29 protein-coding genes are annotated in these 24,687 nt (G+C 65.1%); 19 read left to right on the forward strand and 10 right to left on the reverse strand.

Annotation, left to right across the window (positions count from 1 at the left end):
* Positions 1-4: 4 nt before the first annotated feature.
* On the reverse strand, positions 5-313 hold the full coding sequence (locus ACSQ23_RS11815; protein WP_436090751.1) for a chorismate mutase: 309 nt from the start codon (positions 311-313) through the stop codon (positions 5-7).
* A gap of 308 nt (positions 314-621) precedes the next feature.
* Here ACSQ23_RS11815 and ACSQ23_RS11820 point away from each other — a divergent pair, with 308 nt between their 5' ends.
* Positions 622-879: a YjhX family toxin gene (locus tag ACSQ23_RS11820; protein WP_055878184.1), complete on the forward strand. Its 258-nt coding sequence runs from the start codon at positions 622-624 to the stop codon at positions 877-879.
* 63 nt (positions 880-942) lie between these two features.
* Here ACSQ23_RS11820 and ACSQ23_RS11825 read toward each other — a convergent pair whose 3' ends face one another.
* From ACSQ23_RS11825 to ACSQ23_RS11855, 7 genes are all read right to left on the reverse strand, one after another.
* Positions 943-1,257, reverse strand: a complete 315-nt coding sequence (locus ACSQ23_RS11825) for a hypothetical protein (RefSeq protein WP_055878186.1) — start codon at positions 1,255-1,257, stop codon at positions 943-945.
* Positions 1,258-1,369: 112 nt separating this feature from the next.
* A complete protein-coding gene (gatA, locus tag ACSQ23_RS11830; protein WP_055878187.1) occupies positions 1,370-2,854 on the reverse strand; it encodes an Asp-tRNA(Asn)/Glu-tRNA(Gln) amidotransferase subunit GatA in 1,485 nt (494 codons plus the stop codon).
* A 94-nt stretch (positions 2,855-2,948) separates the two neighbouring features.
* Complete coding sequence (locus ACSQ23_RS11835) at positions 2,949-3,431, reverse strand: GNAT family N-acetyltransferase (RefSeq protein ID WP_436090752.1); 483 nt, start codon at positions 3,429-3,431, stop codon at positions 2,949-2,951.
* A 5-nt stretch (positions 3,432-3,436) separates the two neighbouring features.
* Positions 3,437-3,724, reverse strand: coding sequence for an Asp-tRNA(Asn)/Glu-tRNA(Gln) amidotransferase subunit GatC (gene gatC, locus ACSQ23_RS11840; protein WP_055996048.1), 288 nt, complete (start codon positions 3,722-3,724; stop codon positions 3,437-3,439).
* Between the two features lie 82 nt (positions 3,725-3,806).
* Positions 3,807-4,322 (reverse strand): hypothetical protein, encoded by a 516-nt coding sequence (locus ACSQ23_RS11845; protein WP_436090753.1) that lies wholly within the window; start codon positions 4,320-4,322, stop codon positions 3,807-3,809.
* Entirely contained in the window at positions 4,319-4,594 is a 276-nt protein-coding gene (locus tag ACSQ23_RS11850) for a type II toxin-antitoxin system RelE/ParE family toxin (protein WP_436090754.1), read from the reverse strand. The genes ACSQ23_RS11845 and ACSQ23_RS11850 overlap by 4 nt, the downstream gene beginning before the upstream one ends.
* Positions 4,591-4,860, reverse strand: a complete 270-nt coding sequence (locus ACSQ23_RS11855; RefSeq protein WP_436090755.1) for a CopG family ribbon-helix-helix protein — start codon at positions 4,858-4,860, stop codon at positions 4,591-4,593. Before ACSQ23_RS11855 ends, ACSQ23_RS11850 begins: the two co-directional genes overlap by 4 nt.
* Positions 4,861-4,906: 46 nt before the next feature.
* Here ACSQ23_RS11855 and ruvX point away from each other — a divergent pair, with 46 nt between their 5' ends.
* From ruvX to rpmG, 9 genes are all read left to right on the forward strand, one after another.
* A complete protein-coding gene (gene ruvX / locus ACSQ23_RS11860) occupies positions 4,907-5,368 on the forward strand; it encodes a Holliday junction resolvase RuvX (RefSeq protein WP_055878198.1) in 462 nt (153 codons plus the stop codon).
* Between the two features lie 88 nt (positions 5,369-5,456).
* Positions 5,457-6,440 (forward strand): aspartate carbamoyltransferase catalytic subunit, encoded by a 984-nt coding sequence (locus ACSQ23_RS11865; protein WP_436090756.1) that lies wholly within the window; start codon positions 5,457-5,459, stop codon positions 6,438-6,440.
* Positions 6,437-7,750, forward strand: a complete 1,314-nt coding sequence (pyrC, locus tag ACSQ23_RS11870) for a dihydroorotase (protein ID WP_436090757.1) — start codon at positions 6,437-6,439, stop codon at positions 7,748-7,750. The genes ACSQ23_RS11865 and pyrC overlap by 4 nt, the downstream gene beginning before the upstream one ends.
* Positions 7,747-8,376, forward strand: coding sequence for a glycerol-3-phosphate 1-O-acyltransferase PlsY (plsY, locus tag ACSQ23_RS11875; RefSeq protein WP_055996029.1), 630 nt, complete (start codon positions 7,747-7,749; stop codon positions 8,374-8,376). Before pyrC ends, plsY begins: the two co-directional genes overlap by 4 nt.
* Before the next feature lie 3 nt (positions 8,377-8,379).
* On the forward strand, positions 8,380-9,498 hold the full coding sequence (gene dprA, locus ACSQ23_RS11880) for a DNA-processing protein DprA (RefSeq protein WP_055996026.1): 1,119 nt from the start codon (positions 8,380-8,382) through the stop codon (positions 9,496-9,498).
* A gap of 192 nt (positions 9,499-9,690) precedes the next feature.
* Positions 9,691-12,354: a type I DNA topoisomerase gene (topA, locus tag ACSQ23_RS11885; protein ID WP_055996023.1), complete on the forward strand. Its 2,664-nt coding sequence runs from the start codon at positions 9,691-9,693 to the stop codon at positions 12,352-12,354.
* Between the two features lie 11 nt (positions 12,355-12,365).
* Positions 12,366-14,657, forward strand: a complete 2,292-nt coding sequence (gene rnr / locus ACSQ23_RS11890; protein WP_436090758.1) for a ribonuclease R — start codon at positions 12,366-12,368, stop codon at positions 14,655-14,657.
* A 2-nt stretch (positions 14,658-14,659) separates the two neighbouring features.
* The gene (locus tag ACSQ23_RS11895; RefSeq protein ID WP_055996016.1) at positions 14,660-15,076 is read left to right on the forward strand and encodes a DUF983 domain-containing protein; all 417 of its coding nucleotides are present in this window, start codon (positions 14,660-14,662) and stop codon (positions 15,074-15,076) included.
* A gap of 140 nt (positions 15,077-15,216) precedes the next feature.
* The gene (gene rpmG / locus ACSQ23_RS11900; RefSeq protein ID WP_055048921.1) at positions 15,217-15,384 is read left to right on the forward strand and encodes a 50S ribosomal protein L33; all 168 of its coding nucleotides are present in this window, start codon (positions 15,217-15,219) and stop codon (positions 15,382-15,384) included.
* Between the two features lie 396 nt (positions 15,385-15,780).
* On the opposite strand, the gene ACSQ23_RS11905 is transcribed toward rpmG, so the two are convergent.
* A complete protein-coding gene (locus ACSQ23_RS11905; RefSeq protein ID WP_055878213.1) occupies positions 15,781-17,151 on the reverse strand; it encodes a PleD family two-component system response regulator in 1,371 nt (456 codons plus the stop codon).
* Between the two features lie 56 nt (positions 17,152-17,207).
* On the reverse strand, positions 17,208-17,582 hold the full coding sequence (locus tag ACSQ23_RS11910; RefSeq protein ID WP_055878215.1) for a response regulator: 375 nt from the start codon (positions 17,580-17,582) through the stop codon (positions 17,208-17,210).
* Between the two features lie 109 nt (positions 17,583-17,691).
* On the opposite strand from ACSQ23_RS11910, the gene ACSQ23_RS11915 reads away from it, so the two are divergent.
* The 9 genes from ACSQ23_RS11915 (at position 17,692) to ACSQ23_RS11955 (ending at position 24,643) form a co-directional block, all read left to right on the forward strand.
* The gene (locus ACSQ23_RS11915) at positions 17,692-17,964 is read left to right on the forward strand and encodes a DUF3572 family protein (RefSeq protein WP_055878217.1); all 273 of its coding nucleotides are present in this window, start codon (positions 17,692-17,694) and stop codon (positions 17,962-17,964) included.
* 4 nt (positions 17,965-17,968) lie between these two features.
* Positions 17,969-19,297: a DNA polymerase IV gene (locus ACSQ23_RS11920; RefSeq protein WP_436090759.1), complete on the forward strand. Its 1,329-nt coding sequence runs from the start codon at positions 17,969-17,971 to the stop codon at positions 19,295-19,297.
* Complete coding sequence (locus tag ACSQ23_RS11925; RefSeq protein ID WP_055878220.1) at positions 19,278-19,742, forward strand: RidA family protein; 465 nt, start codon at positions 19,278-19,280, stop codon at positions 19,740-19,742. The genes ACSQ23_RS11920 and ACSQ23_RS11925 overlap by 20 nt, the downstream gene beginning before the upstream one ends.
* Before the next feature lie 75 nt (positions 19,743-19,817).
* A complete protein-coding gene (locus ACSQ23_RS11930) occupies positions 19,818-20,579 on the forward strand; it encodes a glycerophosphodiester phosphodiesterase family protein (RefSeq protein WP_055878222.1) in 762 nt (253 codons plus the stop codon).
* Entirely contained in the window at positions 20,572-21,738 is a 1,167-nt protein-coding gene (locus ACSQ23_RS11935; protein WP_436090760.1) for a GNAT family N-acetyltransferase, read from the forward strand. The genes ACSQ23_RS11930 and ACSQ23_RS11935 overlap by 8 nt, the downstream gene beginning before the upstream one ends.
* A 144-nt stretch (positions 21,739-21,882) precedes the next feature.
* Positions 21,883-23,211 (forward strand): glycosyltransferase, encoded by a 1,329-nt coding sequence (locus tag ACSQ23_RS11940; protein ID WP_055878223.1) that lies wholly within the window; start codon positions 21,883-21,885, stop codon positions 23,209-23,211.
* A complete protein-coding gene (locus tag ACSQ23_RS11945; RefSeq protein ID WP_055878225.1) occupies positions 23,208-23,630 on the forward strand; it encodes an HIT family protein in 423 nt (140 codons plus the stop codon). The genes ACSQ23_RS11940 and ACSQ23_RS11945 overlap by 4 nt, the downstream gene beginning before the upstream one ends.
* 1 nt (position 23,631) lies before the next feature.
* Positions 23,632-24,267 (forward strand): YoaK family protein, encoded by a 636-nt coding sequence (locus tag ACSQ23_RS11950; RefSeq protein WP_436091036.1) that lies wholly within the window; start codon positions 23,632-23,634, stop codon positions 24,265-24,267.
* 112 nt (positions 24,268-24,379) lie between these two features.
* Positions 24,380-24,643: a helix-turn-helix domain-containing protein gene (locus ACSQ23_RS11955; protein ID WP_055878228.1), complete on the forward strand. Its 264-nt coding sequence runs from the start codon at positions 24,380-24,382 to the stop codon at positions 24,641-24,643.
* Positions 24,644-24,687 lie beyond the last annotated feature (44 nt).

Below are 24,687 nucleotides of genomic sequence, written 5' to 3' on the forward strand. Positions count from 1 at the left end.
TATCTCAGCCGTGGCGCTTGCGTGCAGCGATAATGCCCTTTTCGTAGTTCACATTCCAGTTGATCAGCGTGCGCCAGATCAACTCCGCCTGATCCTCGTCGAGGTCGAGCTGCTCGGCGCGCTGGCGCTGCTTGGCGATAATCGCCTCGATGCGGGTCGGGTCATAGGCCTCGTGCGGGTCGGTCTTGATCTCCGCCATGCGCGTCACATAGCCGTGCCGCTCGGCGAGCAGGCTTAAGAGGGCCTGATCGATCCGGTCGATCTCGGCGCGCACATCTTCCTTGGTCTGGCATTCGGCGGGGGCTTTGGTCACGGGAGGCACTCGGCGGATAAGGAAAGAGTTGCTGGTTTGCACCGCCGCGCCACTGTTTGCAACCGACCACTGGTCTAGGCGCCGTTGTGCGGCTATTCATCCGCCGTTCAGCGGCCCGGCGATATCGCGGCGCCGTCAAAAAGTGGACTGCCCTATGTCTAGCAAAGTTGAGATTGCGTAATACCCCGTCCGCCCGCTGAGCCCTTTGGGCCGGCGATGTGTCTGCGACGGGGTTTCTGGAACCAGGCAGCTGCCAGGCGAGATGCTGGCCGCGGCCCTTTTCCACGCATCCTCAGGCTAGATTTCTCATGGATATTTCCCGCCACGAGCAGCGGGTGCTGCACGTCCTCGCACAGGGCGGCAAGATCGTCGCGCTCAAATCCGACAATGGCAAACTCATCGGCGTCGAGTGTTTCAACCGCGATGGCTGGCTGATGCAGCAATGCAGCCTGCCGCTGTTCAAGAAGCTTAGGGCCAAGAAGGCGATCGCCTCCAGCAATGGGCATCCCTACCGCATCACCAGACGCGGCCTCGAGCTCGCCCGCAGCGAGTTCGACAACCGCTGAATACGCAGAGAGCCCCGGATCAGCTCCGGGGCTCTCCTGCAATGGGGCCGTCGTCTGTCGCGCTTAGTGCTGCGTGACGCCGCTCAGTTCGCGGGCGATGTGTTCCCACTCGGCGGAAACGCTGGCGGTGGCGCGCTTGCGGCCGGCGCGGCGATACCAATAGTCGGCATTGCCCATGTCGGCTTCGATCCAGTGCAGCAGCGCATGCACCCAGTCGAACTCGAAGGTGCCTTCCATCGCCTGGACGATACGATGCGCTTCTTCCCACTCGGGGCCGACGCGCAGCTCGCCCTTCTTCATCCACCACAAAGCCTGCAGGGGCTTGGACATATCCTTGGGCGGGGCCGACCAGTCTAGGGTCGTGAACACATCGGCCATGGAGCCAATCCTCTGAAACGAAACCACCGGTTTGGCCGGGAGTTCGACAAGTCTCAATTTGCGCATGGGCGGCAAATAGTGCCGAAACCGCTATGGTTCAAGCGGTTTCCGATCACCACCACTTGTCAGGGCTGAAGTCGATGCCGGCCGAACGCTCGATGACGCGGCCCGCGGCGAACAGCGTTTCCTCGTCGAACGGCTTGCCGATCAGCTGCAATCCGAGCGGCAGGCCCGCGCCGTCCTTGCCGGCCGGCACCGCGATTCCCGGCAGGCCCGCCATATTCACGGTCACCGTGAACACGTCGTTGAGGTACATCTTGACCGGGTCGGCCTTCATGTCCTCGTCGCCGATGCCGAACGCCGCCGACGGCGTGGCCGGGGTCAGGATGGCGTCGACGCCGTCGTTGAAGACGATCTCGAAATCGCGCTTGATCAGTGTGCGGACCTTCTGCGCCTGGACGTAGTAGGCGTCATAATAGCCAGCCGACAGCACATAGGTGCCGATCATGATGCGGCGCTTCACCTCGCGGCCGAAACCATCGGCGCGGGTCAGCTCATAGAGGTCGGTGATGTCCTTGCCGGTGTCGCGCAGACCGTACTTCACGCCGTCATAGCGGGCGAGGTTCGACGACGCTTCGGCGGGCGCCACGATGTAATAGGCCGGCAGCGCATATTTGGTGTGCGGCAGCGAGATGTCGCGGACCGTCGCACCCTCGGCCTTAAGCCAGGCGATGCCCTGCTGCCACAGCGCCTCGATCTCGGCGGGCATGCCGTCCATGCGGTACTCACGCGGAATGCCAATGACGAGACCCTTGACGCCGCGCTCCACCGCCGCCGCGAAATCCGGCACGGCGAGGTCGACGCTGGTCGAATCCTTCGAATCGAACCCTGACATCGAGGTCATCATGATCGCCGCGTCCTCAACGGTGCGGGCGATCGGTCCGGCCTGGTCGAGCGAGGAGGCGAACGCCACCACACCCCAGCGCGAGCAGCGGCCATAGGTCGGCTTGATGCCGACGGTGCCGGTCAGCGCCGCTGGCTGGCGGATCGAGCCGCCAGTATCGGTCGCCGTCGCGGCGGCGCAGAGCCACCCCGAAACCGCCGTCGCCGAGCCGCCGGACGAACCACCGGGCACCAGCTGCGCGTTGGAGTTGTTCGCCCGCCACGGGTTGATCACCGGGCCGTAGTAGCTCGTCTCGTTGGACGAACCCATGGCGAACTCGTCCATGTTGAGCTTGCCCAGCATCACGGCGCCATCGCGCCACAGGTTGCTGGTGACGCTCGATTCGTATTCCGGCTTGAAGCTGTCGAGGATGTGGCTCGCCGCCTGCGTGTGCACACCCTTGGTGGCGAACAGGTCCTTGATGCCGAGCGGAATGCCCTCGAGCGGACCGCCCTGCCCGGCCGCGAGCTTGGCATCACTCGCCTTGGCCTGCGCCTGGGCCTGCTCGGCAGTCACCGCTACATAGGCGTTGAGCTTGGCGTTGCCGCCCTCGATGGCGTTCAGGTAGGCGCCGGTGAGTTCGCTCGAGGTGAACTCCCTGGCCTTAAGGCCAGCACGGGCGGCAGCGAGGGTCAGGCGGGTAAGGTCGGTCAAAGGCTTGGCTCGCGGGGAAAGGACGCGGGGGAATGTCGACCGCCGTTCCTATAGCGGCGTAGCGATTACCGCAACATTCGGAACGCGCATCGGATCAGGCGACGGCGGGTTGCCCGATGTGCTTCTCGAAGAAGGCCGACCATTCACTGTCGGGATAATCGAGGAACGGCCCGCGCACGCTGAAACCCGCATTGGTGTAGAGCCGGTGCGCTTCCGACATGCCCGGGCCGGTGCCAGTCTCCAGCAGCAGGTGCGAGATGCCCTTCGAACCCGCCAGTTCGGTGATCGCCGCCAAGAGCGCCGAGCCCACGCGCTGACCGCGCACCGACGGACGGGTGTACATGCGCTTCACCTCGCCCTCGGTCGCCGAGATCGCCTTCAACGCACCGCAGCCGACGGCCTCGCCGACCGCATTGCGCGCCACGAATACGGTGGTGTCGGCGCCGGCCATCTGCTCGACCGTCATCTTGAACTGGAATTCCAGCGGCGACAGCGGAAGCAGGTGCGCGTTGAGCTCCTCGACCAGCCCGCGGACATCATCCTGCAGCGGCGTCTCAATGGCGATGGTGACGGTCATATCAGTTACTCGACGACCTTGGGCACCATGAAGAAGTTGTCTTCCGTCAGCGGTGCGTTGGCGACGATCTTGTCAGGGTAGCCGCCATCGGTGACCTTGTCCTCGCGGCGGCGCAGCGTCATCGGCATTACCGAGGTCATCGGCTCGACGCCGCTCACATCGACCTCGCCCAGTTGCTCGACGAAACCCAGAATGGTGTTGAGCTCGTTGCGATAGGTCTCGACTTCGCCCTCCTCGATGCGAATGCGGGCCAGGCGGCCAATACGCTTCACGGTGGCGGCATCTACCGACATGGGGGCACTCCGAAGGTCACGATTTCCGGCGTTCTAGCAATGGAAGCGCGCGAAGAACAACGAAAAGCGTTGATGGGCGCCATCAAACTTCCAACGCCATGCCGGCCTCGAGCGCCACCAACCCCGTGCCGTCGAGCCGGTCGCGCAGCGCCGCGAACGTGCGCTCAACCACCGCGTCGGGCCCCGCGACCGCAATCAGCCGTGGCCCAAGTGCATCGAGTGCATCTGCCGCCAGCCGGTCGCCCTCGGTGCCGAACACCACAATCACAGCGTCTCGAACCCAGCGCCCGGCCTTCGGCACGGCCTGGGACAGCAACAGCAACGGCGCTTCGCCGATCGCCGCAATCAGCGCGCCGCCTTCGAGACCATGCGTCGTCACCTCGCCCAGCACATCTTCATCGAGCATCGAACCTGGCCGCCCGGGCTGCCAGAGCACCGGATCGATTTCAGGCAGGCTGCCATCGAGCGCAAACGTCGCGTCGGCGCCCGACACCAGCTCCTCCGGATCGACGCCGCTGACCCCCGTGGGATCAGCCACCAGGATCTTGCCGCCGATATGAATTCGGATCGTGGTGCCGCCGAACCAGGTGAGTTTCATCGATCCTCGCGCATATGGAAAACGCGGAGGACGCGGATCAGGTTGGGAAGCACTTCGTAGCGTAGTTCATACTGGTCGATCAGTAACTTCCGTATCTCACGCGAGGTGATTTCGTCTACGCGTTCCCCTATCTGAGGATGTTCTAACGTTCGGCGCGCGTTGGCTCGAATTGCCGAGATAGCGCGCTTCGCTGCGTTGCGATTCACCTGCGCGAGGAACGTCTCGAATCTCCTGAGGTCGCCAAGGGCCGCTCCAGCCCACTGCAGCCTCATTTCTTCACGGCGGGCAATGGCAGTGGGTTTTCGGTGTCGAGACTCTCGATCCAGGCGGCAACTGCATCGTCGTCAACGACGTCGCCGCGATCAGCGGCCTCTGCTGCCCCCAACGTCAGTCGATTTTTCTCCTCCTCCCAGTCCACCCAGTCGGAGAGAGCGCGCTTGACGATCCAGGCACGCGAGCGCTCCATACTTCTCGCGTAGCGATCCACTTTCTCCGCCAGCTCTTCAGGAATATGTGCCGTCAGGACTCGGGTGCTCATGGCAATCGTCTCCAATCAAACCTAATCATAGTGATTGACCGCGACTATGCCAACCGAGAACGACCTCACCGCCCTCCCCGCCACCGGCAAGCTGCTGGGGCTCGATCTCGGTACCAAGACCATCGGCGTGGCGATTTCGGACGGCATGCGCTACTCGGCGACGCCGCTCGAGACCATCAGACGGCTGAAGTTCACCCAGGATGCGATCCGGCTGCAGGAACTGATCGCGGAGAACGACGCAGTCGGCATCGTGCTGGGGCTGCCGCTCAACATGGATGGCTCTGAAGGACCGCGCGTCCAGTCGACCCGCGCCTTTGCCCGCAACCTCGCCCCCAAGATCGCCATCCCCATCGCGTTCTGGGATGAGCGGCTTTCCACCTCCGCCGTCACCCGCACGCTGATCGAAGCCGATGTGCGCCGCGACAAGCGTGCTGAAGTCGTGGACAAGCTGGCGGCGAGCTACATCCTGCAGGGGGCACTAGAGCGGCTCCGCCGAGGCGCGCTGTAACCGATCGGTCTCGTGGAAAATGTACAGCTGGACTGTACATGCTCCGCCCCTCGCGTTAGACCCCCGCGAACATTCGGAACGGAGCGGCATGGCTACTTCCTCGCCAGCATCGGTCACCGGCGGCCAGGGGGTCGCGAGACCCGCTTTCCGTCATCGTCATCTTCTCGGCATCAGCCAGCTCAACCAGTACGAGATCGTTGATCTCCTGGATCGGGCCGAGGCCATGATCCCGATCTCGCGACAGGAGCGGAAGATTCTGCCGACGCTCTCGGGCAAGACGCAGATCAACCTGTTCTTCGAGAACTCGACGCGCACCCAGTCGAGCTTCGAGATCGCCGGCAAGCGGCTCGGCGCGCAGGTCACCAACATGTCGGTGAAGACCTCGTCGGTCGCCAAGGGCGAGACACTGATCGATACGGCGGCGACGCTCAACGCCATGCGACCCGATGTGATCATTGTGCGCCACGGCGCGTCCGGTGCAGTGGAGCTGCTCAGCCAGAAGGTCGGCTGCTCGGTAATCAATGCCGGCGACGGGGCGCACGAGCACCCGACGCAGGCACTGCTAGATGCGCTCACCATGCGCCAGCACAAGGGGCGGCTGGCCGGGCTCACCGTCGCCATCTGCGGCGACATCGCCAACTCGCGCGTCGCCCGCTCGAACCTGTTGCTGCTCGGCGCCATGCAGGCCCGCACCCGAGTGGTCGCGCCGCGCACCCTGCTGCCGAGGGGCATCGAGACGCTGGCGACGGAAGTGTTCACCGACATGCGTGAGGGGCTCGAAGGCGCCGACGTGGTGATGATGCTGCGCCTGCAGCACGAACGCGCCAACGGGCGAATGATCCCTTCGGTGCGCGAGTATTACCACTTCTACGGGCTCGACGAGGAAAAGCTGAGCTTTGCCAAGCCCGATGCCATCGTCATGCATCCGGGCCCGATGAACCGCGGCGTCGAGATCGACCCGGCGATTGCCGACGGCCCGCGTTCGGTGATCACCGAGCAGGTGGAGATGGGCGTCGCGGTGCGCATGGCGGTGCTCGATACCCTCCTCGCCGACCGGGAGGCTCGGCCATGAGCAAGCCATTCGTCATCGCCAATGCCCGCATCGTCGACCCCGCCAGCAACCATGACGCTCCCGGTGCCGTGCTGGTGGAAGATGGCGTGATCACCGGCATCACCAATGGGGCGCCGCAAGGTATTCCTGACGGTGCCGAGACCTATGATGCCCGCGGCCTCGTCGTCGCGCCCGGCCTCATCGACATGCGCGTGTTCACCGGCGAGCCCGGGCACGAGTACCGTGAGACCCTCGCCAGCGCGGCGGCAGCCGCTGCGGCCGGCGGTGTCACCAGCTTCGTCTTGATGCCCGACACCACGCCGGTGATCGACGATGGGGCGCTGGTCGATTTCATCCTGCGGCGCGCCGGGGCCAAGGCATCGGTCAACATCCTGCCGGCAGCCGCCATCACCCGCGGTCTCAGGGGCGAGGAGATCACCGAGTTTGGCCTCCTGAAAGAAGCCGGTGCGGTGGCGCTCACCGACGGTCGCGAGTCGATCCAGTCGGCTGGGCTGCTGCGCGCCGCCTTCACCTATGCCCGCAATTTCGACCTGCCAGTCATCCACCACGTGGCGGAGCGCTCGCTGATCGGCGACGGTGTGATGAACGAGAGCGCGCTGGCGACCATCTCCGGCCTCAAGGGTATCCCGGTCGAAGCCGAGACCATCCCGCTCGCCCGCGACCTGCAACTCGCTGCCCTTACCGGCGTCCGCTATCACGCGGCGCAGGTGTCGACCGAGGCGGCCGTGGAGCAGCTGGCGCTGGCCAAGCGGCGGCTCTCCACTGTCTCCGCCGGTGTCTCGATCAACAACCTCTCGCTCAACGAGAACGACGTCGCGCCTTACCGCTCGTTCTTCAAGCTGTCGCCGCCGCTTCGCTCCGAGGACGATCGCCGCGCCGTCATCGACGGGCTGAACTCGGGCGCCATCGACACCATCCATTCGGGTCACGACCCGCAGGACACCGAGGTGAAGCGCCAGCCCTTCGCCGAGGCCTCGGACGGCGCCATCGGGCTCGAGACCCTATTGGCCGCAGCGCTCCGCCTCGTGCACTCCGGCGACGTGCCGCTCATCACCCTGCTGCGCGCCATGACCAACCGGCCGGCCGAAGTGCTGGGCCTGGCGTCCGGCCGCCTCGCGGTCGGGGCGCCGGCCGACCTGATCATCTTCGATCCAGAGTTTCCCTGGGTGGTCAAGGAGACGGCGCTGCGTTCACGCTCACGCAACTCGGCCTTCGAGGGCGCCCGCATGCAGGGCGCCGTGATGCATACGTTCGTTGCAGGCCGCCTGGTCTTCAGCCATGCTGCTACCGCTGAGGGGGCCAACGCATGAACTTCCTGATCGCGACTGTACTGGGGTATCTCCTCGGCTCGATCTCGTTTGGCCTGTTGCTGACGCGCGCCGTCGGTATCGACATCCGCGCCGTCGGCTCGGGCAATATCGGCGCCACCAATGTACTGCGCACCGGCAACCGCTGGCTCGCTGCCGCCACGCTGCTGCTCGATGCCGGCAAGGGCGCTGCTGCGGTGCTGCTGGCGCGCTACTTCCTCGTGCCTGGCGCCGAGCCGTTACAGGCCGAGTTCATCGTCTACGGCGCCGGTATCGGTGCGTTCTTCGGCCACGTCTTTCCGGTCTGGCTCGGGTTCAAGGGCGGCAAGGGTGTCGCCACCTATATCGGCGTCTTGCTCGCCTGGAACTGGGTGGTCGGGCTGATCTTCTGCGCGGTATGGCTGCTGATCGCCGTCGCCCGCCGTTTCTCCTCGCTCGCAGCGCTCACTGCCGCCGCGACGGCCCCGATCTTCGCCTACACCCTTGCCGGCACCGACATGCAAGGGTTCACCTTCGCCGCTGCCTGCGCGCTGCTCAGCTTCGTGCTGTATTTCAAGCACTGGCAGAACATCCGCCGGCTGTGGAACGGCACGGAGCCAAAGATCGGCTCGGAAAAGCCCAAGGCCTGAGCTATGGCGCGTGACGGCATCGTACTGACGCCGTCGCAACGCACTGCGTGGCTGCGGCTCATCCGCACCGACAATATCGGGCCGCAGACCTTCCGCCAGTTGATCAACCGCGAAGGCTCGGCCGAAGCCGCATTGGCCGGCCTGCCTGACCTGCTCAAGCGCCTTGGCACCCCGGCCCGCATTCCCTCGATTGCAGAGGCCGAGGATGAGATCGTCGCGACCGAGCGGCTCGGTGGCCGTTTCGTCGGCTCGAGCGAACCCGACTACCCGCCGCTGCTCCGCTATATCTCCGGCGCGCCACCGCTGGTCACCATCGCCGGCGGCCACAATCTCGACTGGGGGCACAGCGTCGCCATCGTCGGTGCCCGCAACGCCTCTACCGCGGGACAGAAGTTCGCGCAGATGCTGGCGGTCGATCTGGGCGGGGCGCGCTACACCGTGGTCTCCGGCCTCGCCCGCGGCATCGACACGGCGGCCCACCGGGCCGCGCTCCGCACCGGCACCGTGGCGGTGCTGGCTGGCGGCCTCAATCATATCTATCCCAGCGAGAACATCTCGCTGGCGCACCAGATCGTCGAGAACGGCGGTGCGCTGCTCACCGAGATGCCGCTCGGCTGGGAGCCGCGGGCGCGCGACTTCCCGCGCCGCAACCGCCTCGTCTCCGGCCTCTCGCTCGGCACGGTGGTCGTCGAGGCGGCGAAGCGCTCCGGCTCGCTGATCACCGCCCGGCTGGCGCTGGAACAGAATCGCGAAGTCTTCGCCGTCCCCGGCTCACCGCTCGATCCGCGTGCCGAAGGCGGCAATGCGCTGATCCAGCAGGGCGCCAAGCTGATCACCGGCGCCGCCGATATCATCGAGACGCTGCGCGAAGCCGACCCGTCGCGCAGCAGCCTGTTCGAGCCCGACTGGCTGCCCGAGCGCGAGGTGGCTGAGGCGGCGGCACCGTCGAGCGATGAGCGCGCCCGTCTGATCGAAGCACTGAGCCTCACGCCGATCCCGGTCGACGACGTGATCAAGTCCACCGGCATCACCATCAGCCGCGTGCAGACCCTGCTGCTGGAGCTCGACCTCGAGGGGCGGGTCGAGTGGTCAAGCGGCCAGTTGGTGGCGCTTCGTCCCTGACCGATCCGACCCCCGAGATGATTGCCGCGGGGTGATGGGCGCGGCCCCGCCCATTCTGTCGCGCACCGCGTTGTCACCCAACTTTCTTCCCCCATAGGGGGAATGCCGCGCGGCGCCTCCGGGCTGGTTGACAGCCCTTAGACGCTTCACCATGTTGCGCCGCGTTCGAACGCCACTCCTGAAAGCTTGTTCATGAAGCTCGTCATCGTTGAAAGTCCCAATAAGATCAAGACGATCAGCGGCTATCTTGGCAAGGACTATGAGGTCCTCGCGAGCTTCGGTCACGTTCGCGATCTGCCCGCCAAAGACGGTTCGGTGCTGCCCGACGAAGACTTCGCGATGAGCTGGGAAGTCGATGCTGCGTCGAAGAAACGCCTCACCGATATCGGCAATGCGCTGAAGAATGCCGACGAGCTGATCCTTGCTACCGACCCGGACCGCGAAGGCGAAGCGATCTCGTGGCACGTGCTCGACGTGCTCAAGCAGAAGAAGCTGGTCAAGGACAAACCGGTCAGGCGCGTCGTCTTCAACGCCATCACCAAGGACGCGATTACCGAGGCGATGCGCAATCCGCGCGACATCGACGAGCCGCTGGTCAATGCCTATCTCGCCCGTCGCGCCCTTGATTATCTCGTCGGCTTCACCCTTTCCCCCGTGCTGTGGCGCAAGCTGCCGGGCTCGCGCTCGGCCGGCCGGGTGCAGTCGGTGGCTCTGCGTGTCGTCTGCGACCGCGAGTCCGAGATCGAGAAGTTCCGCCCGCAGGAATACTGGTCCGTCGGCGCGCGCCTCAACGAGAAGGGCCGCAGCTTCGAGGCGCGGCTCTATTCGGTGGACGGCAAGAGGACCGACAAGCTCGACGTGGGCACCGGCCCCGAGGCCGAGGCGCTGAAGGCCGCAATCGAAGCCGGCACGTTCTCCGTTACCGCCGTCGACAAGAAGCCCACCAAGCGCAATCCCTATGCACCGTTCAGCACCTCGAGCCTGCAGCAGGATGCGTCCTCGCGTCTCGGCTTTGCTCCGGCGCGCACCATGCAGATCGCGCAGCGCCTCTATGAGGACGGCATCATCACCTATATGCGAACCGACGCCGTGCAGATGGCGCCGGAAGGCATCGACCAGGCCCGTCGCGCCATCGTGAAGAACTTTGGCGCCGACTACCTGCCCGAGAAGGCCCGCATCTATTCGACCAAGGCCAAGAACGCGCAGGAAGCGCACGAGGCCATCCGCCCCACCGACATGTTCCGTCACCCCGACACACTGCGCGGCGACCCGGACAAGCACCGCCTCTATGAGCTCATCTGGAAGCGCACGCTCGCCAGCCAGATGCGTTCGGCCGAAATCGAGCGCACGACGGCCGATATCTCGGTGTTCGCCACCAGCCGCGACATCACGCTGCGCGCCGTCGGCTCCGTCGTTACCTTCCCCGGCTTCCTCGCGCTCTACGGCGTCGAAGCCAAGGAAGATCGCGATCCCAACGCCGAAGAAGACGAGGATAGCCGCGAGTTGCCGCCGCTCAATGTGGGCGACCGGCCGAAGCTGGAACAGGCGCTGATCGAGCAACACTTCACGCAGCCGCCGCCGCGCTATTCAGAAGCCAGCCTGATCAAGAAGATGGAAGAGATCGGCATCGGCCGCCCGTCCACCTACGCCGCGACGATCTCGGTGCTGCAGGACCGCAGCTACGTGCGGCTCGAAAAGCGCATGCTGATCCCCGAGGATCGTGGTCGCATCGTCACGGCCTTTCTCGAGAGCTTCTTCAATCGCTATGTCGAGTATGGCTTCACCGCCAGCCTCGAGGAACAGCTCGACCTGATTTCAGACGGCAAGCTCGCCTGGAAGGACGTGCTGCGCGACTTCTGGAAGGACTTCCAGGGTCATGTCGAAGAGATCAAGGACCTCCGGGTCTCCGAGGTGCTCGATGCCCTCAACGAGGTGCTGGCCGATCATATCTTCCCGGCCAAGGCCGACGGTTCCGATCCGCGCCGCTGCCCGAACTGCGGCGAAGGCCAGCTATCGCTGAAGCTGGGCAAGTTCGGCGCCTTCATCGGTTGCTCGAATTACCCCGAGTGCCGCTACACCATGCAGCTTTCCGACGCCGCGACCGGCGGCGCCAGCGAGGCCGGCACCGGCGACGGCATCCTCGGCACCGATCCCGAGAGCGGCCTCGAGGTGGCCTTGAAGTCGGGCCGTTTCGGTCCATATGTGCAGCTGGGCGAGGGCGCCGAGCCGAAACGCTCGTCCCTGCCCAAGGGTTGGACGCCCGACAGCCTGACGCTTGAGAAAGCGCTGCAGCTGCTGTCGCTGCCCCGTCCGGTCGGCGACCACCCGGAGACCGGCAAGCCGATCAGCGCCGGCATCGGTCGCTATGGGCCGTTCATCCTCCACGATGGCACCTATGCCAACCTTCCCGAGGTCGAAGAGGTGTTCACGGTCGGGCTCAACCGCGCTGTTGATCTGCTCGCCCAGAAGGCGGCAGGCGGCGGACGGTTCGGTCGCGGCGGCGGCGGTACCCCGGCGGCGATCAAAACCTTCGAGCACGATGCCGGCACCATCTCGGTTCGCGCCGGTCGCTATGGCCCTTATGTGAATCAGGGCAAGGTGAACGCAACGCTGCCCAAAGAGTTGAAGCCCGAGGACGTGACGGTCGAGCTGGCGCTCGAACTGATCGCCGCCAAGGGCGGCGCTTCCGGCGCCAGGAAATCCTCGTCGCGGTCCGCCGGCGCCAAGAAGGCGCCAGCGAAGCAAGCGGCACCCAAGAAGACGACAACCAAACCCGCGGCCAAGGCCAAGTCGACTGCAAAGACGGCGACCAAGCCCAAGGCCGCAGCGAAGACAAAGGCGGAGACCCCCGCCTAAAGAAAGCGACAATGGCGAAAGCGCCAAAAACCAAGACCACACCCAAGAGCCCACGGCAGTTTGCCGTCGGCACTCTCCCCTCACGCGAAGCCATCCTCGAAGCGATGGCGCAGCAGCCGACCCTCGATGGCAAGCGCGACCTGGCGCGCCATTTCGGCATCCACGGCGACATGCGCACCCCGTTCAAGGTGCTGCTCAAGCAGATGGAGGGCGAGGGCTTCATTGCCCGGACCCGCAAGCAGATCCGGCCGACCGCCGCCCTGCCCGCGGTCACCGTCCTCGACATCCCCGCCGACGCTGACCCCGACAATCTCCACGCCTTCCCGGCGCAGTGGAACGACGAGGAAGGCGCGCGTCCGCGCGTCATGGTCAAGCAACCGAGGGACGCCCGCGTTGCTCCGGCCCCTGGCGATCGCATCCTGGCGCGCATCAGCGCCGGCGATGGCGAACTGCCGGACTACACCGCGCGGGCGATGAAGATCCTCGACAAGCCGCGCCGCGGCCAGATCGGCATCGTCCGCATGGACGAAGACGGCGCACGGTTGATCCCGGTGGACCGCAAGCAGAAGGAAATGCGCATCGACGGCGGCGATCTGGGCAGCGCCCGCGACGGCGACCTGGTCGAAGTCGAGATCAAGCTGACCGGCCGGTTGATGATCCCCAAGGCCAAGGTGACCAACGTCATCGGCAACCCCAAATCCGAGGGGGCGGTCTCGATGATCGCCATCCATAACCTCGAGATTCCCTACCGTTTCCCCGCCTCGGTGACCAAGGAAGCCGAAGAGGCCAAGGAAACCACGATCAAGGGTCGCGAAGACTGGCGGCACATTCCGCTCGTCACCATCGACCCGGTCGACGCCAAGGACCACGACGACGCGGTCTATGCCGAGCCGGACAGCGATCCGAAGAATGCCGGCGGTCACATCGTCTACGTCGCCATCGCCGACGTCGCGGCCTATGTCCGCCCCGGCACGGCGCTCGATCGTGAAGCCTATATCCGCGGCAACTCGGTCTATTTCCCCGATCGGGTGGTGCCGATGCTGCCCGAACGCATCTCGAACGATCTCTGCTCGCTGCGCGAGGGCGAGAACCGGCCGTCGCTGGCCGTCCGCATGGTGTTCGACCAGAACGGCAAGAAGCGTAGCCACAGTTTCCATCGCGTGCTGTTCCGCTCGGCCGCCAAGCTCAACTACCAGCAGGCGCAGGCGGCCATCGACGGCAAGCCGGACGACAAGACCGGGCCGATCCTTGACACGATCCTCCGACCGCTCTGGGCCGCCTACGGCGCCATGGCGAAGGCACGCGACAATCGCGGCCCGCTCGATCTCGACCTGCCCGAGCGCAAGATCATCCTCGACAAGACGGGGATGGTGGTCGACGTGAAGGTGCCCGAGCGGCTCGATGCGCACCGGCTGATCGAGGAGATGATGATCGCCGCCAACGTTGCGGCCGCCGAGACCCTGGAAAAGCACAAGAGCGCCCTGCTCTATCGGGTGCACGACACGCCGAGCCAGGAGAAGCTCGTGGCGCTGCGCGACTTCCTCAGTTCGCTGCAGCTGCCGGCGCCGAAGTCGGACGCAGTACGTCCAGCGGATTTCAACCGCATCCTCGACAAGGCCCGCACCGACGGCAAGATCCAGCAGGTATCGGAGATCATCCTCCGCACCCAGGCACAGGCCGAGTATGCCGCTGAGAACTATGGTCATTTCGGTCTCAACCTCGACCGCTATGCGCACTTCACCTCGCCGATTCGTCGCTATGCCGACCTGATCGTGCACCGGGCGCTGATCAGCGCGCTCGACCTGGGCAAGGACGGGCTCACCGACGGCGAGATCGCCAAGCTCCCGGGCATTGCCCAGCACATCTCGTCGACCGAGCGCCGCGCCATGCTGGCCGAGCGCGAGACCATCGACCGGCTGCTGGCGCAGTTCCTCGCCGCGCATGTCAACGCCAAGTTCGAGGGCCGCATCTCGGGCGTCACCCGCTCGGGCCTGTTCGTGCGGCTCAGGGACACCGGCGCCGATGGCTTCATTCCGGCCTCGACGCTTGGCCAGGACTATTATCGCTTCGTCGAGGAGATGCAGGCGATGGTGGGCGACCGCACCGGCGAGACCTTCCGCATCGGCGACGATGTCAGCGTACGCCTGCTCGAAGTCGCCCCGGTTGCGGGAGCCCTGCGCTTCGAGCTGCTGAGCGAAGGCAGCCGCGGCGTTCCGTCATCTGGCGGGCGTCAACGCAAAGGACCATCTAGCAAACGAGGCAAGGCGGGCGCCTATCGCAAGCTCGCCAAACGAAAGAGATAGCGATGGCGGTCGAGATCGGTTTTGCGCGCGAGCAGCGCTCGCTGTGGAAGGCAATCGGCAATGGCGTGATGTGCCGTTGCCCGAACTGCGGCAAGGGCAAGCTGTTCCGCTCTTACCTCAAGATCAACGACACCTGCAGCGAGTGCGGCGAAAAGCTGAGCTCGGCGCGTGCCGATGACTTCCCGCCCTATATCGCCATCTTCATCGTCGGCCACATCCTGGTGGGCTGGATGCTGCATGCCGAGATGAGCGGGCCGGTCGATCCGATGTTCTACGTCTGGACGATGATCCCGGCGGCAATCCTGCTGCCGCTGATCATGCTGCCCTCGATCAAGGGCGCAGTGGTCGGCCTGCAATGGGCCAACTACATGTACGGCTTCGACCCGACGCGCGGCGATACCTCGAAGAGCGACGTCTGAACCCCGGCCGGGCGCTTCAGGGCCGCTTGACATCGGCCCGAAAATCCGTAGTTTCCGGCCAAATTTCCACAGGCCGGTTGGCCGGTTGAATTCACAGCCCCGCGGATAGCGCGCGGCAAGCCGTTTCAAGGAATGTGACCATGGCCAAAGCCGTATCCCTCAAGATCAAGCTCGTGTCGACCGCTGACACCGGCTTCTACTACGTCACCAAGAAGAACTCGCGTACCCAGACCGAGAAGCTCTCGTTCAAGAAGTACGACCCGGTCGTGCGCAAGCACGTCGAGTTCAAGGAAGCCAAGATCAAATAATCTGGCCCTTCCTGCCGCTTTCAAAGCCCGCGCTCGTTGAGCGCGGGCTTTTCGTTATGGGCCTCACGAAGTTCGTGCGCGACCGTACGAAGAAGTTCGTGATGGACGTCACGAACGCAAAACGCCCGCCCCGGTATACGGGACGGGCGTCTGAAGAAGCGGCTGGTCCGCGGCGGCATGTCGAAGAGGCCACTCTTGCCCGCTGCGAACCAGCCTCCCTACGGACCCAGGAGTTGCGGCGGACCTGAGGAGAACCGTAGGGGTGACTGCTGACACCGAAAGTGTCGGCGTTATTTCTATGGGTCCAACTTAACCCTTTCCGGCGTCAGAGCAAGTAGCCGCTCCACAACGTTACTAATCCTTAACCTTAATATTCCGCCATTGCGCTGATCGCAACTAGGCGGCGTCGACGACGACCCGATTTCGTCCCTCGCGCTTGGCGCGATAGAGGGCCACGTCGGCGCGCTTCAGCAGCAGCTCCGGGGTGTCGGTTTCGTGCTCGTTGAGCGCCATGCCGACCGACACCGTGACCGGCAGCGGCCGGCCGTTGCCGGCCTCGAAGCCCCGCTCCGCCACGGCGCCGCGCACCCGTTCGGCCACGCTCTGGGCCTGCCGTGTGTCGGTGTCGGGCATCAGCACCACGAACTCCTCGCCGCCGAATCGGCAGGCGAGGTCGACACCGCGAATGTTGCGGCGCAGGCGGTCCGCGAACTCGCGCAGCACTGCATCGCCGGTATCATGGCCGTGCGTGTCGTTGACGTCCTTGAAGTAGTCCATGTCGATCAGCATCACCGCCATGTCGCGGCCCTGCTGTTGCGCCTTCTGCAACAGGATCGACAAATGCCGCTCGAAGTAGCGGCGGTTGTAAAGCCCGGTCAGTTCATCGGTCACCGCCAGCGCCAGAGTATTGTTGACGCTCTGGCGCAGTTCGACAGCATAGCGCTGACGGCGGATCTGGGTGCGTACCCGCGCCATCAACTCGTTGCGCTCGACCGGGCGCATGATGAAGTCGTTGACGCCGAGGTCGAGGCCGCGGACCACGCGCGGTCGGTCGTCCTCTTCGGCGATCAGGATGATCGGCAGGGTGCGCGTCTGCTCGGCGGTCCGCATCTGCGAGCAGACCCGCAGCGGGTCGAAATCCCCCAGCGCCATCGACACCAGCGCCAGCTCGTAGTCGCCGCCGCTGACGGCCAGCACGGCATCAGCAGGGTTGGCGAGGATATCGACGCGGTTATGCGCCTCGAGGTAGCCACGGATGCGCTCGGCGTGGCGCAGGTCGGGATCGACCAAGAGGATGCGGCCGTCATTGTGATCGATCGAATCCATGGCGCGCATGGCGTCCTCGATGGCGATCTCCTGGCCGGTGCGCGCCCGGGCGCGCAGCTCGTCGGTCAAGGCCTTGAGGCGCACCAGGCTCTTCACCCGCGCCATCAGCTGTACGTCATCGACCGGCTTGGTCAGAAAATCGTCGGCACCGGCCTCGAGCCCACGCACCCGGTCGGAGGGCTGGTCGAGCGCCGTCACCATCAGCACCGGGATGTGGCTGGTGCGGCGATCGGCCTTCAACCGCGCGCAGACCTCGAAGCCATCCATCTCAGGCATCATCACGTCGAGCAGGATGATGTCGATCTCGCCCTCGGCGCAGATCGCCAGCGCTTCCTTGCCGGAAGCTGCCGTAACCACGTCGAAATACTCAGCCGAAAGCCGCGCCTCGAGCAGGCGGACATTGGTTGGAATATCGTCGACGATCAGCACCCGCGCCGTCAAAGACCTCAGGCCCCGCGATTTGAGGAAATCTGCCCGAACGCCATATAGGGAAAAGCCTAGTTGGCGGGTCCAATGTAGCGGGCAATGGTTTCCAAAAAGTGAGGTACGGAGATGGGTTTAGAGATGTAGCCTTCGCATCCGCCCTGGAGGATTCGTTCCTCATCGCCCTTCATGGCGAAGGCTGTCACGGCGATTACGGGAATCGACATCAGCTCGTCGTCTTCCTTGAGCCACTTGGTGACCACCAGCCCGGAGACCTCCGGCAGCTGGATATCCATCAGAATCAGGTCGGGGCGATGCGCCCGGGCAAGATCCAGCGCCTCCAGGCCATTGCGGGTCTGGATGATGGAATATCCACGCGATTCAAGCAGATCGTTAAAGAGCTTCATGTTGAGCTCATTGTCTTCGACGATCATGACGGTCTTGGGCATACGGGACTCAAATCCACCCTGAACGGGGCCGGCGGGCCCTCGTGTTCTGCCCGAAGTTCGGGGTAACATCAATCCGATTACCTCCCGAGCCCTTGCCGAGACCCTGCCCTTGCCCAAAACCCTCGAACTCACCTCACGCAGCCTGGGCGATCTCTGCCTCCACCAGCTCGCCGAGAACCCGGCGCAATTGGCCGAGTTCATGACCATGACGGGCTACTCCCCCGACGCGTTGCGCAGGGCCGCCGGCGGCGACGGGCTCGATCGTGGGCTGATCGACTATTTCGCCGCCAATGAGGCGCTGCTGCTCACGCTGTGCGCCAATAACAGCTTCAAGCCGGACGACTTCATGCGCGTCTGGGCCCGGCTCAACCCGGCGGGATGAGGCGATGCTGGCGATCTGCCGCGACTGTTCGGCGACGGTGGAGGCCTTTGAGGCCCCTACCCGCTGCCGCACGTGCGGATCGCCCAGAATCAGGGCGCATGACGAACTGGGCGCGCTCAGCATCGCGCATGTCGACTGCGACGCCTTCTATGCCTCGATCGAGAAGCGCGATGACCCGAGCCTGGTCGACAAGCCGCTGATCATCGGCGGCGGCGCGCGCGGCGTCGTCTCCACCTGCTGCTACATCGCCCGGCAATACGGTGTGCGTTCCGCCATGCCGATGTTCAGGGCGAAGGAGCTCTGCCCACACGCGGTGATCATCCCGCCCAACATGGCGAAGTACGTGGCGGTCAGCCGCGAGATCCGCACCCTGATGGACCAGCTGACGCCGCTGGTCGAACCACTGTCGATCGACGAGGCTTTCCTCGATCTCTCCGGCACCGAGGCGCTGCACAAGGCCAAGCCCGCCGTGGTGCTCGCCCGCTTCGCCAAACGCGTCGAAGCGGAGATCGGCGTCACCATCTCGGTGGGGCTCAGCCACAACAAGTTCCTCGCCAAGGTTGCCTCCGACCTCGACAAGCCGCGCGGCTTTGCGGTGATCGGCAAAGCCGAGACCGTGGCGTTCCTCGCGCCGCAGCCGGTGACGCTGATCTATGGCGTCGGCAAGGTGTTTGCCGAGACGCTGCGCAAGGATGGTTTTGAGACCATCGGGCAGTTGCAGGCGACGCCGCCCGAACAGTTGATGCGCCGCTACGGCGATTCCGGCGCCCGGCTCTCCCGGCTGGCGCGCGGCGAGGACGCGCGGACCATCTCTACCGACGACCAGATGAAGACTGTCTCCGCCGAAACCACCTTCAACACCGACCTCAGGACATTCGAGGACCTCTCCACCGAGCTGCTGGCGCTTTGCGAGCGGCTCTCGGAGCGGCTCAAAGCCAAGTCGATCCTCGGCGACACGGTTACGCTCAAGCTCAAGTCGGCAGGTTTTCGCTTGCGCACCCGGGCCCGGCAATTGATGATCCCGACACAGCTTGCCAACGTGCTCTACGAGACCGGCATGCAGCTTCTCGCTCGCGAGATCGACGGGACGGCATTCCGGCTGATCGGGATTGGCGTCAGCGGCATCTCGGAGGCTGACGGCATCGATCCAGTCGACCTGATCGAGCCGGGAATCGCCCGACGCGCCGCGGCCGAACGGGCCATTGATCGTGTACGCGATCGCTTCGGCCGGGACGCGGTGATCCGCGGCAAGCTATACGACCGGGTGAAGGCTCGCGCCGCCCGCAACGCAGACAAAGACGAAGAGAACCAGGATGACCAGCCCCCTCGATAAGCTCCGCGAATATGGCTACGAGCTGCCGCAGCCGAAAGCGCCGGTCGCCACCTATGTGCCGATCACCCGGACGGGCAATATCATCTACGTGTCGGGTCAGATCTCCTCGGGCGCCGATGGCGTGGTGACGGGCCTGCTCGGCGACACTATGAACGTCGTCCAGGGCGGCAACGCCGCCGAACTTGCGGCGGTCAATTTCCTCAGCCAGATCGTTCACTCGGCAGGCGTCGACCTCAGCAAGGTCAAGCGTGTGCTGAAGCTCACCGTGTTCGTCGCTTCCACCCCCGAATTCGCCGAACACCACCTCGTCGCCAATGGCGCCTCCAACCTCATCGTCGGCGTACTGGGCGACAAGGGCAAGCATGCCCGCTCCGCCGTCGGCATGGCCGCCCTGCCGCTCGGCGCCGCAGTGGAAGTCGAAGGCATCATCGAAGTCGAGGGATGAGGTACGGGCGACGCGAAAGTGTCATGCGGGGCTGCTAGCGGCGGCGCTGCTTCCACCCCATATGACGGCTAGAGCATGTGCGCCAAACCTAACTTCGATCGTCCCATTGCCCACCGCGGTCTGCACGACCGCGGTCGCGGCATTATCGAGAACACCGCGAGCGCCTTCGCGGCGGCGATCGAGGGCGGCTACGCGATCGAGTGCGATGTCCAGCTGAGCCGCGACGGCATCCCAATGATCTTCCATGACGACGATCTCGACCGCCTGACCGGCGTTGCCGGTCCGGTCGGCGCGCGGACCATGGCCGAGCTCTCGACCTACACCCTGCTCGACAGCGCCGCTGGCGATACCCCGCAGCGGTTCGACGCGTTCCTTGCCCAGATCAATGGCCGCGTGCTGCTGCAGATCGAACTGAAGCAGCAGCCTAACCAGGCCGCCACCGAAGTGCTGGCGCAGACGGTGATGGATGCACTCAAGGGCTATCGTGGGCCGGTGACACTGGAGTCGTTCGATCCCAAGCTCATCATCGAGGTGAAAAAGCGCGGCGCCACCATGCCGGTCGGCATCGTCACCTATGCCTATGACGAACCGGAATGGGACCAACACCTCAGCGACGCAACCAAGTTCATGCTGCGCCATCTGCTGCACTGGCCGGTCAGCCGCTTCGATTTCATCTCCTGCCGCGACAAGTCGCTCGAACTGCCAGCAGTGAAGCTGTTCCGTTCGTTCGGCATGCCGGTCACCGCCTGGACCGTCAAATCGCCGGCCGCGGCGCTCGCCGTGCTCGGCAAGGCCGACCAGATTGTATTCGAGGGGTTCGATCCACCAAGTGCCTGACGAAACGCTCAGCGCCGACGTGCTCAGCTCCATCGCGGAGATCCCCGCGGCGGTGTGGAACGCCTTGGCGCCTGCGCATGACGGGGTGGTCGACAACCCGTTCCTCGATCACCGCTTCCTGCTGGCCCTCGAGCAATCCGGCTCGGCTTCCAATCGCACGGGCTGGCAGCCGCAGCACCTGTTGCTGAGCGACAGCGCCGGCACGCCGGTCGGCGCCATGCCGCTCTATCTCAAGTCGCACTCGCAGGGCGAATACGTCTTCGACCATGGCTGGGCCGATGCGTTCCAGCGCGCCGGCGGCGAGTATTACCCGAAGCTGCAATGCGCGGTGCCGTTTACCCCGGTCACCGGCCCGCGTTTCCTCGCCAGGGACGACGCCAGCCGGACCGCAGTGATCCGCACCGCAGAGACGCTCGCCACCCGCAACAACATCTCCTCGGTGCACGCCACTTTCGTCAGCGAGGCCGAGGCCGAACTCGCCCGTGCCTCCGGCTGGCTGGTGCGCCACGACACCCAGTACCACTGGCACAATGACGGTTTCTCGAGCTTTGAGGATTTCCTCGGCACGCTGTCATCGCGTCACCGCAAGGTTACCCGTCGCGAGCGCCGCGATGCGCTGGAGGCCGACGGGCTGACGGTCAAATGGCTCACCGGCTCCGACCTCACCGAGGCAGTCTGGGATCAGTTCTTTGAGTTCTACCAGGATACCGGCAGCCGCAAATGGGGCCGCCCTTACCTCAACCGCCGCTTCTTTTCCCTGCTTTCAGAGGCGATGGCCGACCGCGTCCTGCTGATGTTCGCCTATGACGGCGATGAGCCGATCGCCGGCACCTTCTCGATGATCGGGCACGACCGGCTCTACGGCCGCTACTGGGGCGCCACGCGCAATGTGCCGTTCCTGCATTTCGAGCTCTGCTACTACCAGGCCATCGACTACGCCATCGCGCACAAGCTGCCGGTGGTCGAGGCCGGCGCGCAGGGCGAACACAAGCTGGCGCGCGGCTATGCGCCTGCAACTACCCGCTCGGTGCACTGGATCGGCCACCCCGGCCTTCGTGATGCCGTCGCCCGGTTCGTGGCGCAGGAACGCGCCTCGGTGGCGCGCGAACAGGAGCAGCTCGAACGCTATACGCCATTCAGACATGGGGACCCGCATTAGGTGTGAGTTGCGCCCGGCCCGGCACTGTGGTTCGAAGGCACCACACTGGACGGGCTCGGGTCTGACGCGGTATTTTCCTGCCTCAGCCAGACCATACTCTCGATAGATATGACGGCCGCCTCCTCCCGAGGCCCTGGAGACCGAATGAGCAAGCGCATCGCCATAGCCGCGATTGGGACGATGGGGGACGTACAACCCTTCGTCGCGCTTGCACTGGCGCTGAAAAAGCGCGGTCACTCGGTGGTGCTGTGCGCCACCAGCGACTTCGAGGGGTTCGTGACCGGTCACGGCGTCGAGTTCGCGACGCTGGGCAGCGATATCCAGGCCTTCATGCGGCAGAGCCAGTTCGACAACGTCATGTCGAAGAACTCGCTGCTCTACGCGCCAAAACTGCTGCGCGACGGCCAGAAGATCATGAAGGAAGCCTGCCGGCACCTCTGGGCCACCGCCCAGGATGTCGACGCCATCATCTTCCACCAGACCACCAATTTCGCCGTCGACGTCGCCGAAGCGCTGGATATTCCGGCGATCATGACCGCGTTCCAGCCGATCAACCCGACCGGCGAGTTCCCGTATTTCGGCTATGACGGCCCACCGCCCGAGCCATTGTTCAATCGCATCAGCCTCGATCCGCTGTTCAACCGGCTGAGCTACGTGGTGCAGGCGGCGCACCAGAGCTACTACGATTTCCCGCGCGACCGGATGCGCGCCAAGCTGCTCGGCCTCCGCAGCCGCAAGCGCTCGGGCTTCTCCAAGAACGCCCGTGGCGAGCCGATCCCGGCGCTGCACGCCTATTCTCCGGTGATCTCCCCGCGCCCCGGCGACTGGCCGGAGACCACCACCGTCACTGGCTTCTGGCGCCTCGACGACATCACCGGCTGGGAGCCGGATGCCTCGTTCCGCAAATTCCTCGATGCCGGCGAAGCGCCGATCTATTTGGGCTTCGGCTCGATGCCGTGGGGCGCGGCGCGCAACACCGAGATCATCACCAAGGCTCTGAGGGAATGGGGCGGCCGGGCCGTGGTCGGCAAGGGCTGGGGCGGCATCAAGGCCGAAGACCTGCCCGATACGGTCTACACCATCGACAAGGCGCCCCACACCAAGCTGTTCCCGCTGATGAAAGCGCTGGTGCACCATGGCGGCGCCGGCACCACCTATGCCGGCCTTTATGCCGGCCGGCCGACCTTCGTGGTGCCACACTTCTTCGACCAGCCCTACTGGGGCCGCCGGGTCTACGAGCTGGGCTGCGGCCCTGCCCCGGTTCGCCTCAGGAAACTCACCCCGGGGATCCTCGCTTCGGCGCTCGAGGAACTGGCCACCGACGCCACGTTCGAGATTGCAGCGACCGAACTGCGCGATCGCCTCGTGCTCGAGGACGGCACCGGGCTCGCCGCCGACATCGTCGAAGAAACGATCGAGACCTATCCCGGGAACCTCTACGACAGCGACGACGTGATGGAGACCGCCTCGTGACCGCCTACGACCCGAGCAACATCTTCAATAAGATCATCAAGGGCGAGATCCCGTCCCACAAGGTCTACGAAGATGCGGACGTGCTGGTCATGATGGACGTCTTCCCGCAGTCCAAGGGACATGTGCTGATCATCCCCAAGGCGGCGTCGCGTAACCTGCTCGATGCCGATCCGGCCGTCCTCGCCCGCACCATGCCGCAAGTGCAGCGCGTTGCGAGAGCGGCGCAGAAGGCACTGAACCCCGACGGCATCCGCATCATGCAGTTCAACGAAGCGCCGGCCGGGCAGTCGGTGTTCCACCTGCACTTCCATGTCATCCCGGTCTACGAGGGGGTCGAGATCGGCCGCCACGGCCAGGGCAAGGCGGATGACGCCGAGCTCGCCGCGCAGGCCAAGGCCATCGCAGCCGCCCTCGCCTGACGTGACGCCGGCTCCGCAGCTCAGCCTCGGTCTGCTGCTCACCGCCGCTGCCGGCATGATTGACGTCGTCGGCTTCATTGAGCTGGGCGGCTTTTACACCTCGTTCATGAGCGGCAACACCACGCAGCTCGGCGCCGGCCTCGCCGAGCTCGGCCCGGCGCTGGCACTGCCTGCCGGGCTCATCGTGATGTTCGTGGTCGGCAGCTTCTTTGGCAGCCTGATCTCGGGGATCGGCCAGCGGCGGGGCCGCATCGGCGTGTTGGCGCTCGTCATTGCCGGCCTGCTGGCGACCCTGGTGCTGCACGCCAACGGGTTCTCCGCCGCCCAGGCCATGCTGGCGCTCGCCACTGCCGCCGGCGCGCAGAACGCTGCACTTCCGCAAACCGGGGCGGCCAGGCTGGGTGCCACCTTCGTCACCGGCACTCTATTCGCGGTGGGGCAGGACCTGGCGCGCGCCGTCCGCCGCGAAGCCCCGCCGCTGCGCTGGCTGCAGCACCTGCTGGTCTGGCTGGCGCTGCTGCTCGGCGCGTCCATCGGGGCCTTTGCCTATGGACAGTGGCAGGTTGGGGCGCTGATCGTGCCCGGGGCGATCTACCTCGCCTTCCTATGCGCCTATGTGGTGCGGGCGCCGCGCTAGTCGCCCGGCTTTTCGACTCCCGGCGAAGCTGCTAGAAATCCCAATAGTGATGTGCAGCACATCAGTTCGTCGACATTCTGCGCTAGACTTCCTCGTCCAGGCGTTAGCACCGATGATGACCGCCGCTCAATTGCGGGCCGCCCGCGCCCTGCTCGGCATCGACCAGAAGACCCTGGCCGATATGGCCGGAGTATCGCTGCCCACTATCCAGCGCATGGAAGCAAGCGACGGCACCGTGCGCGGCATCGTCGAAACCCTCACCAGAGTGATCGAGGCCCTGAACGAGGCCGGCGTCGATTTGATCGGCGACAACGCCCGCAGCGATACGGGTGGCCGCGGCGTGCGCCTCCGACGACCGACGCCGAAGACCGACTGAACTCCAGACATCATTTGGGCGATCACGGCCCTTGCCACCGATGA

The organism is Devosia sp. LjRoot16 (assembly GCF_964252795.1).
Taxonomy (GTDB): domain Bacteria; phylum Pseudomonadota; class Alphaproteobacteria; order Rhizobiales; family Devosiaceae; genus Devosia_A.

Excerpts from the sequence above, each read along its gene's own strand:
- ACSQ23_RS11820 (WP_055878184.1), top strand. The coding sequence starts at position 622 with ATGGATATTTCCCGCCACGAGCAGCGGGTGCTGCACGTCCTCGCACAG.
- ACSQ23_RS11825 (WP_055878186.1), bottom strand. The coding sequence starts at position 1,257 with ATGGCCGATGTGTTCACGACCCTAGACTGGTCGGCCCCGCCCAAGGAT.
- ACSQ23_RS11835 (WP_436090752.1), bottom strand. The coding sequence starts at position 3,431 with ATGACCGTCACCATCGCCATTGAGACGCCGCTGCAGGATGATGTCCGC.
- gatC (WP_055996048.1), bottom strand. The coding sequence starts at position 3,724 with ATGTCGGTAGATGCCGCCACCGTGAAGCGTATTGGCCGCCTGGCCCGC.
- ACSQ23_RS11845 (WP_436090753.1), bottom strand. The coding sequence starts at position 4,322 with ATGAAACTCACCTGGTTCGGCGGCACCACGATCCGAATTCATATCGGC.
- ACSQ23_RS11850 (WP_436090754.1), bottom strand. The coding sequence starts at position 4,594 with ATGAGGCTGCAGTGGGCTGGAGCGGCCCTTGGCGACCTCAGGAGATTC.
- ACSQ23_RS11855 (WP_436090755.1), bottom strand. The coding sequence starts at position 4,860 with ATGAGCACCCGAGTCCTGACGGCACATATTCCTGAAGAGCTGGCGGAG.
- ruvX (WP_055878198.1), top strand. The coding sequence starts at position 4,907 with ATGCCAACCGAGAACGACCTCACCGCCCTCCCCGCCACCGGCAAGCTG.
- ACSQ23_RS11865 (WP_436090756.1), top strand. The coding sequence starts at position 5,457 with ATGGCTACTTCCTCGCCAGCATCGGTCACCGGCGGCCAGGGGGTCGCG.
- pyrC (WP_436090757.1), top strand. The coding sequence starts at position 6,437 with ATGAGCAAGCCATTCGTCATCGCCAATGCCCGCATCGTCGACCCCGCC.
- plsY (WP_055996029.1), top strand. The coding sequence starts at position 7,747 with ATGAACTTCCTGATCGCGACTGTACTGGGGTATCTCCTCGGCTCGATC.
- dprA (WP_055996026.1), top strand. The coding sequence starts at position 8,380 with ATGGCGCGTGACGGCATCGTACTGACGCCGTCGCAACGCACTGCGTGG.
- topA (WP_055996023.1), top strand. The coding sequence starts at position 9,691 with ATGAAGCTCGTCATCGTTGAAAGTCCCAATAAGATCAAGACGATCAGC.
- rnr (WP_436090758.1), top strand. The coding sequence starts at position 12,366 with ATGGCGAAAGCGCCAAAAACCAAGACCACACCCAAGAGCCCACGGCAG.
- ACSQ23_RS11895 (WP_055996016.1), top strand. The coding sequence starts at position 14,660 with ATGGCGGTCGAGATCGGTTTTGCGCGCGAGCAGCGCTCGCTGTGGAAG.
- rpmG (WP_055048921.1), top strand. The coding sequence starts at position 15,217 with ATGGCCAAAGCCGTATCCCTCAAGATCAAGCTCGTGTCGACCGCTGAC.
- ACSQ23_RS11910 (WP_055878215.1), bottom strand. The coding sequence starts at position 17,582 with ATGCCCAAGACCGTCATGATCGTCGAAGACAATGAGCTCAACATGAAG.
- ACSQ23_RS11920 (WP_436090759.1), top strand. The coding sequence starts at position 17,969 with ATGCTGGCGATCTGCCGCGACTGTTCGGCGACGGTGGAGGCCTTTGAG.
- ACSQ23_RS11925 (WP_055878220.1), top strand. The coding sequence starts at position 19,278 with ATGACCAGCCCCCTCGATAAGCTCCGCGAATATGGCTACGAGCTGCCG.
- ACSQ23_RS11930 (WP_055878222.1), top strand. The coding sequence starts at position 19,818 with ATGTGCGCCAAACCTAACTTCGATCGTCCCATTGCCCACCGCGGTCTG.
- ACSQ23_RS11940 (WP_055878223.1), top strand. The coding sequence starts at position 21,883 with ATGAGCAAGCGCATCGCCATAGCCGCGATTGGGACGATGGGGGACGTA.
- ACSQ23_RS11955 (WP_055878228.1), top strand. The coding sequence starts at position 24,380 with ATGATGACCGCCGCTCAATTGCGGGCCGCCCGCGCCCTGCTCGGCATC.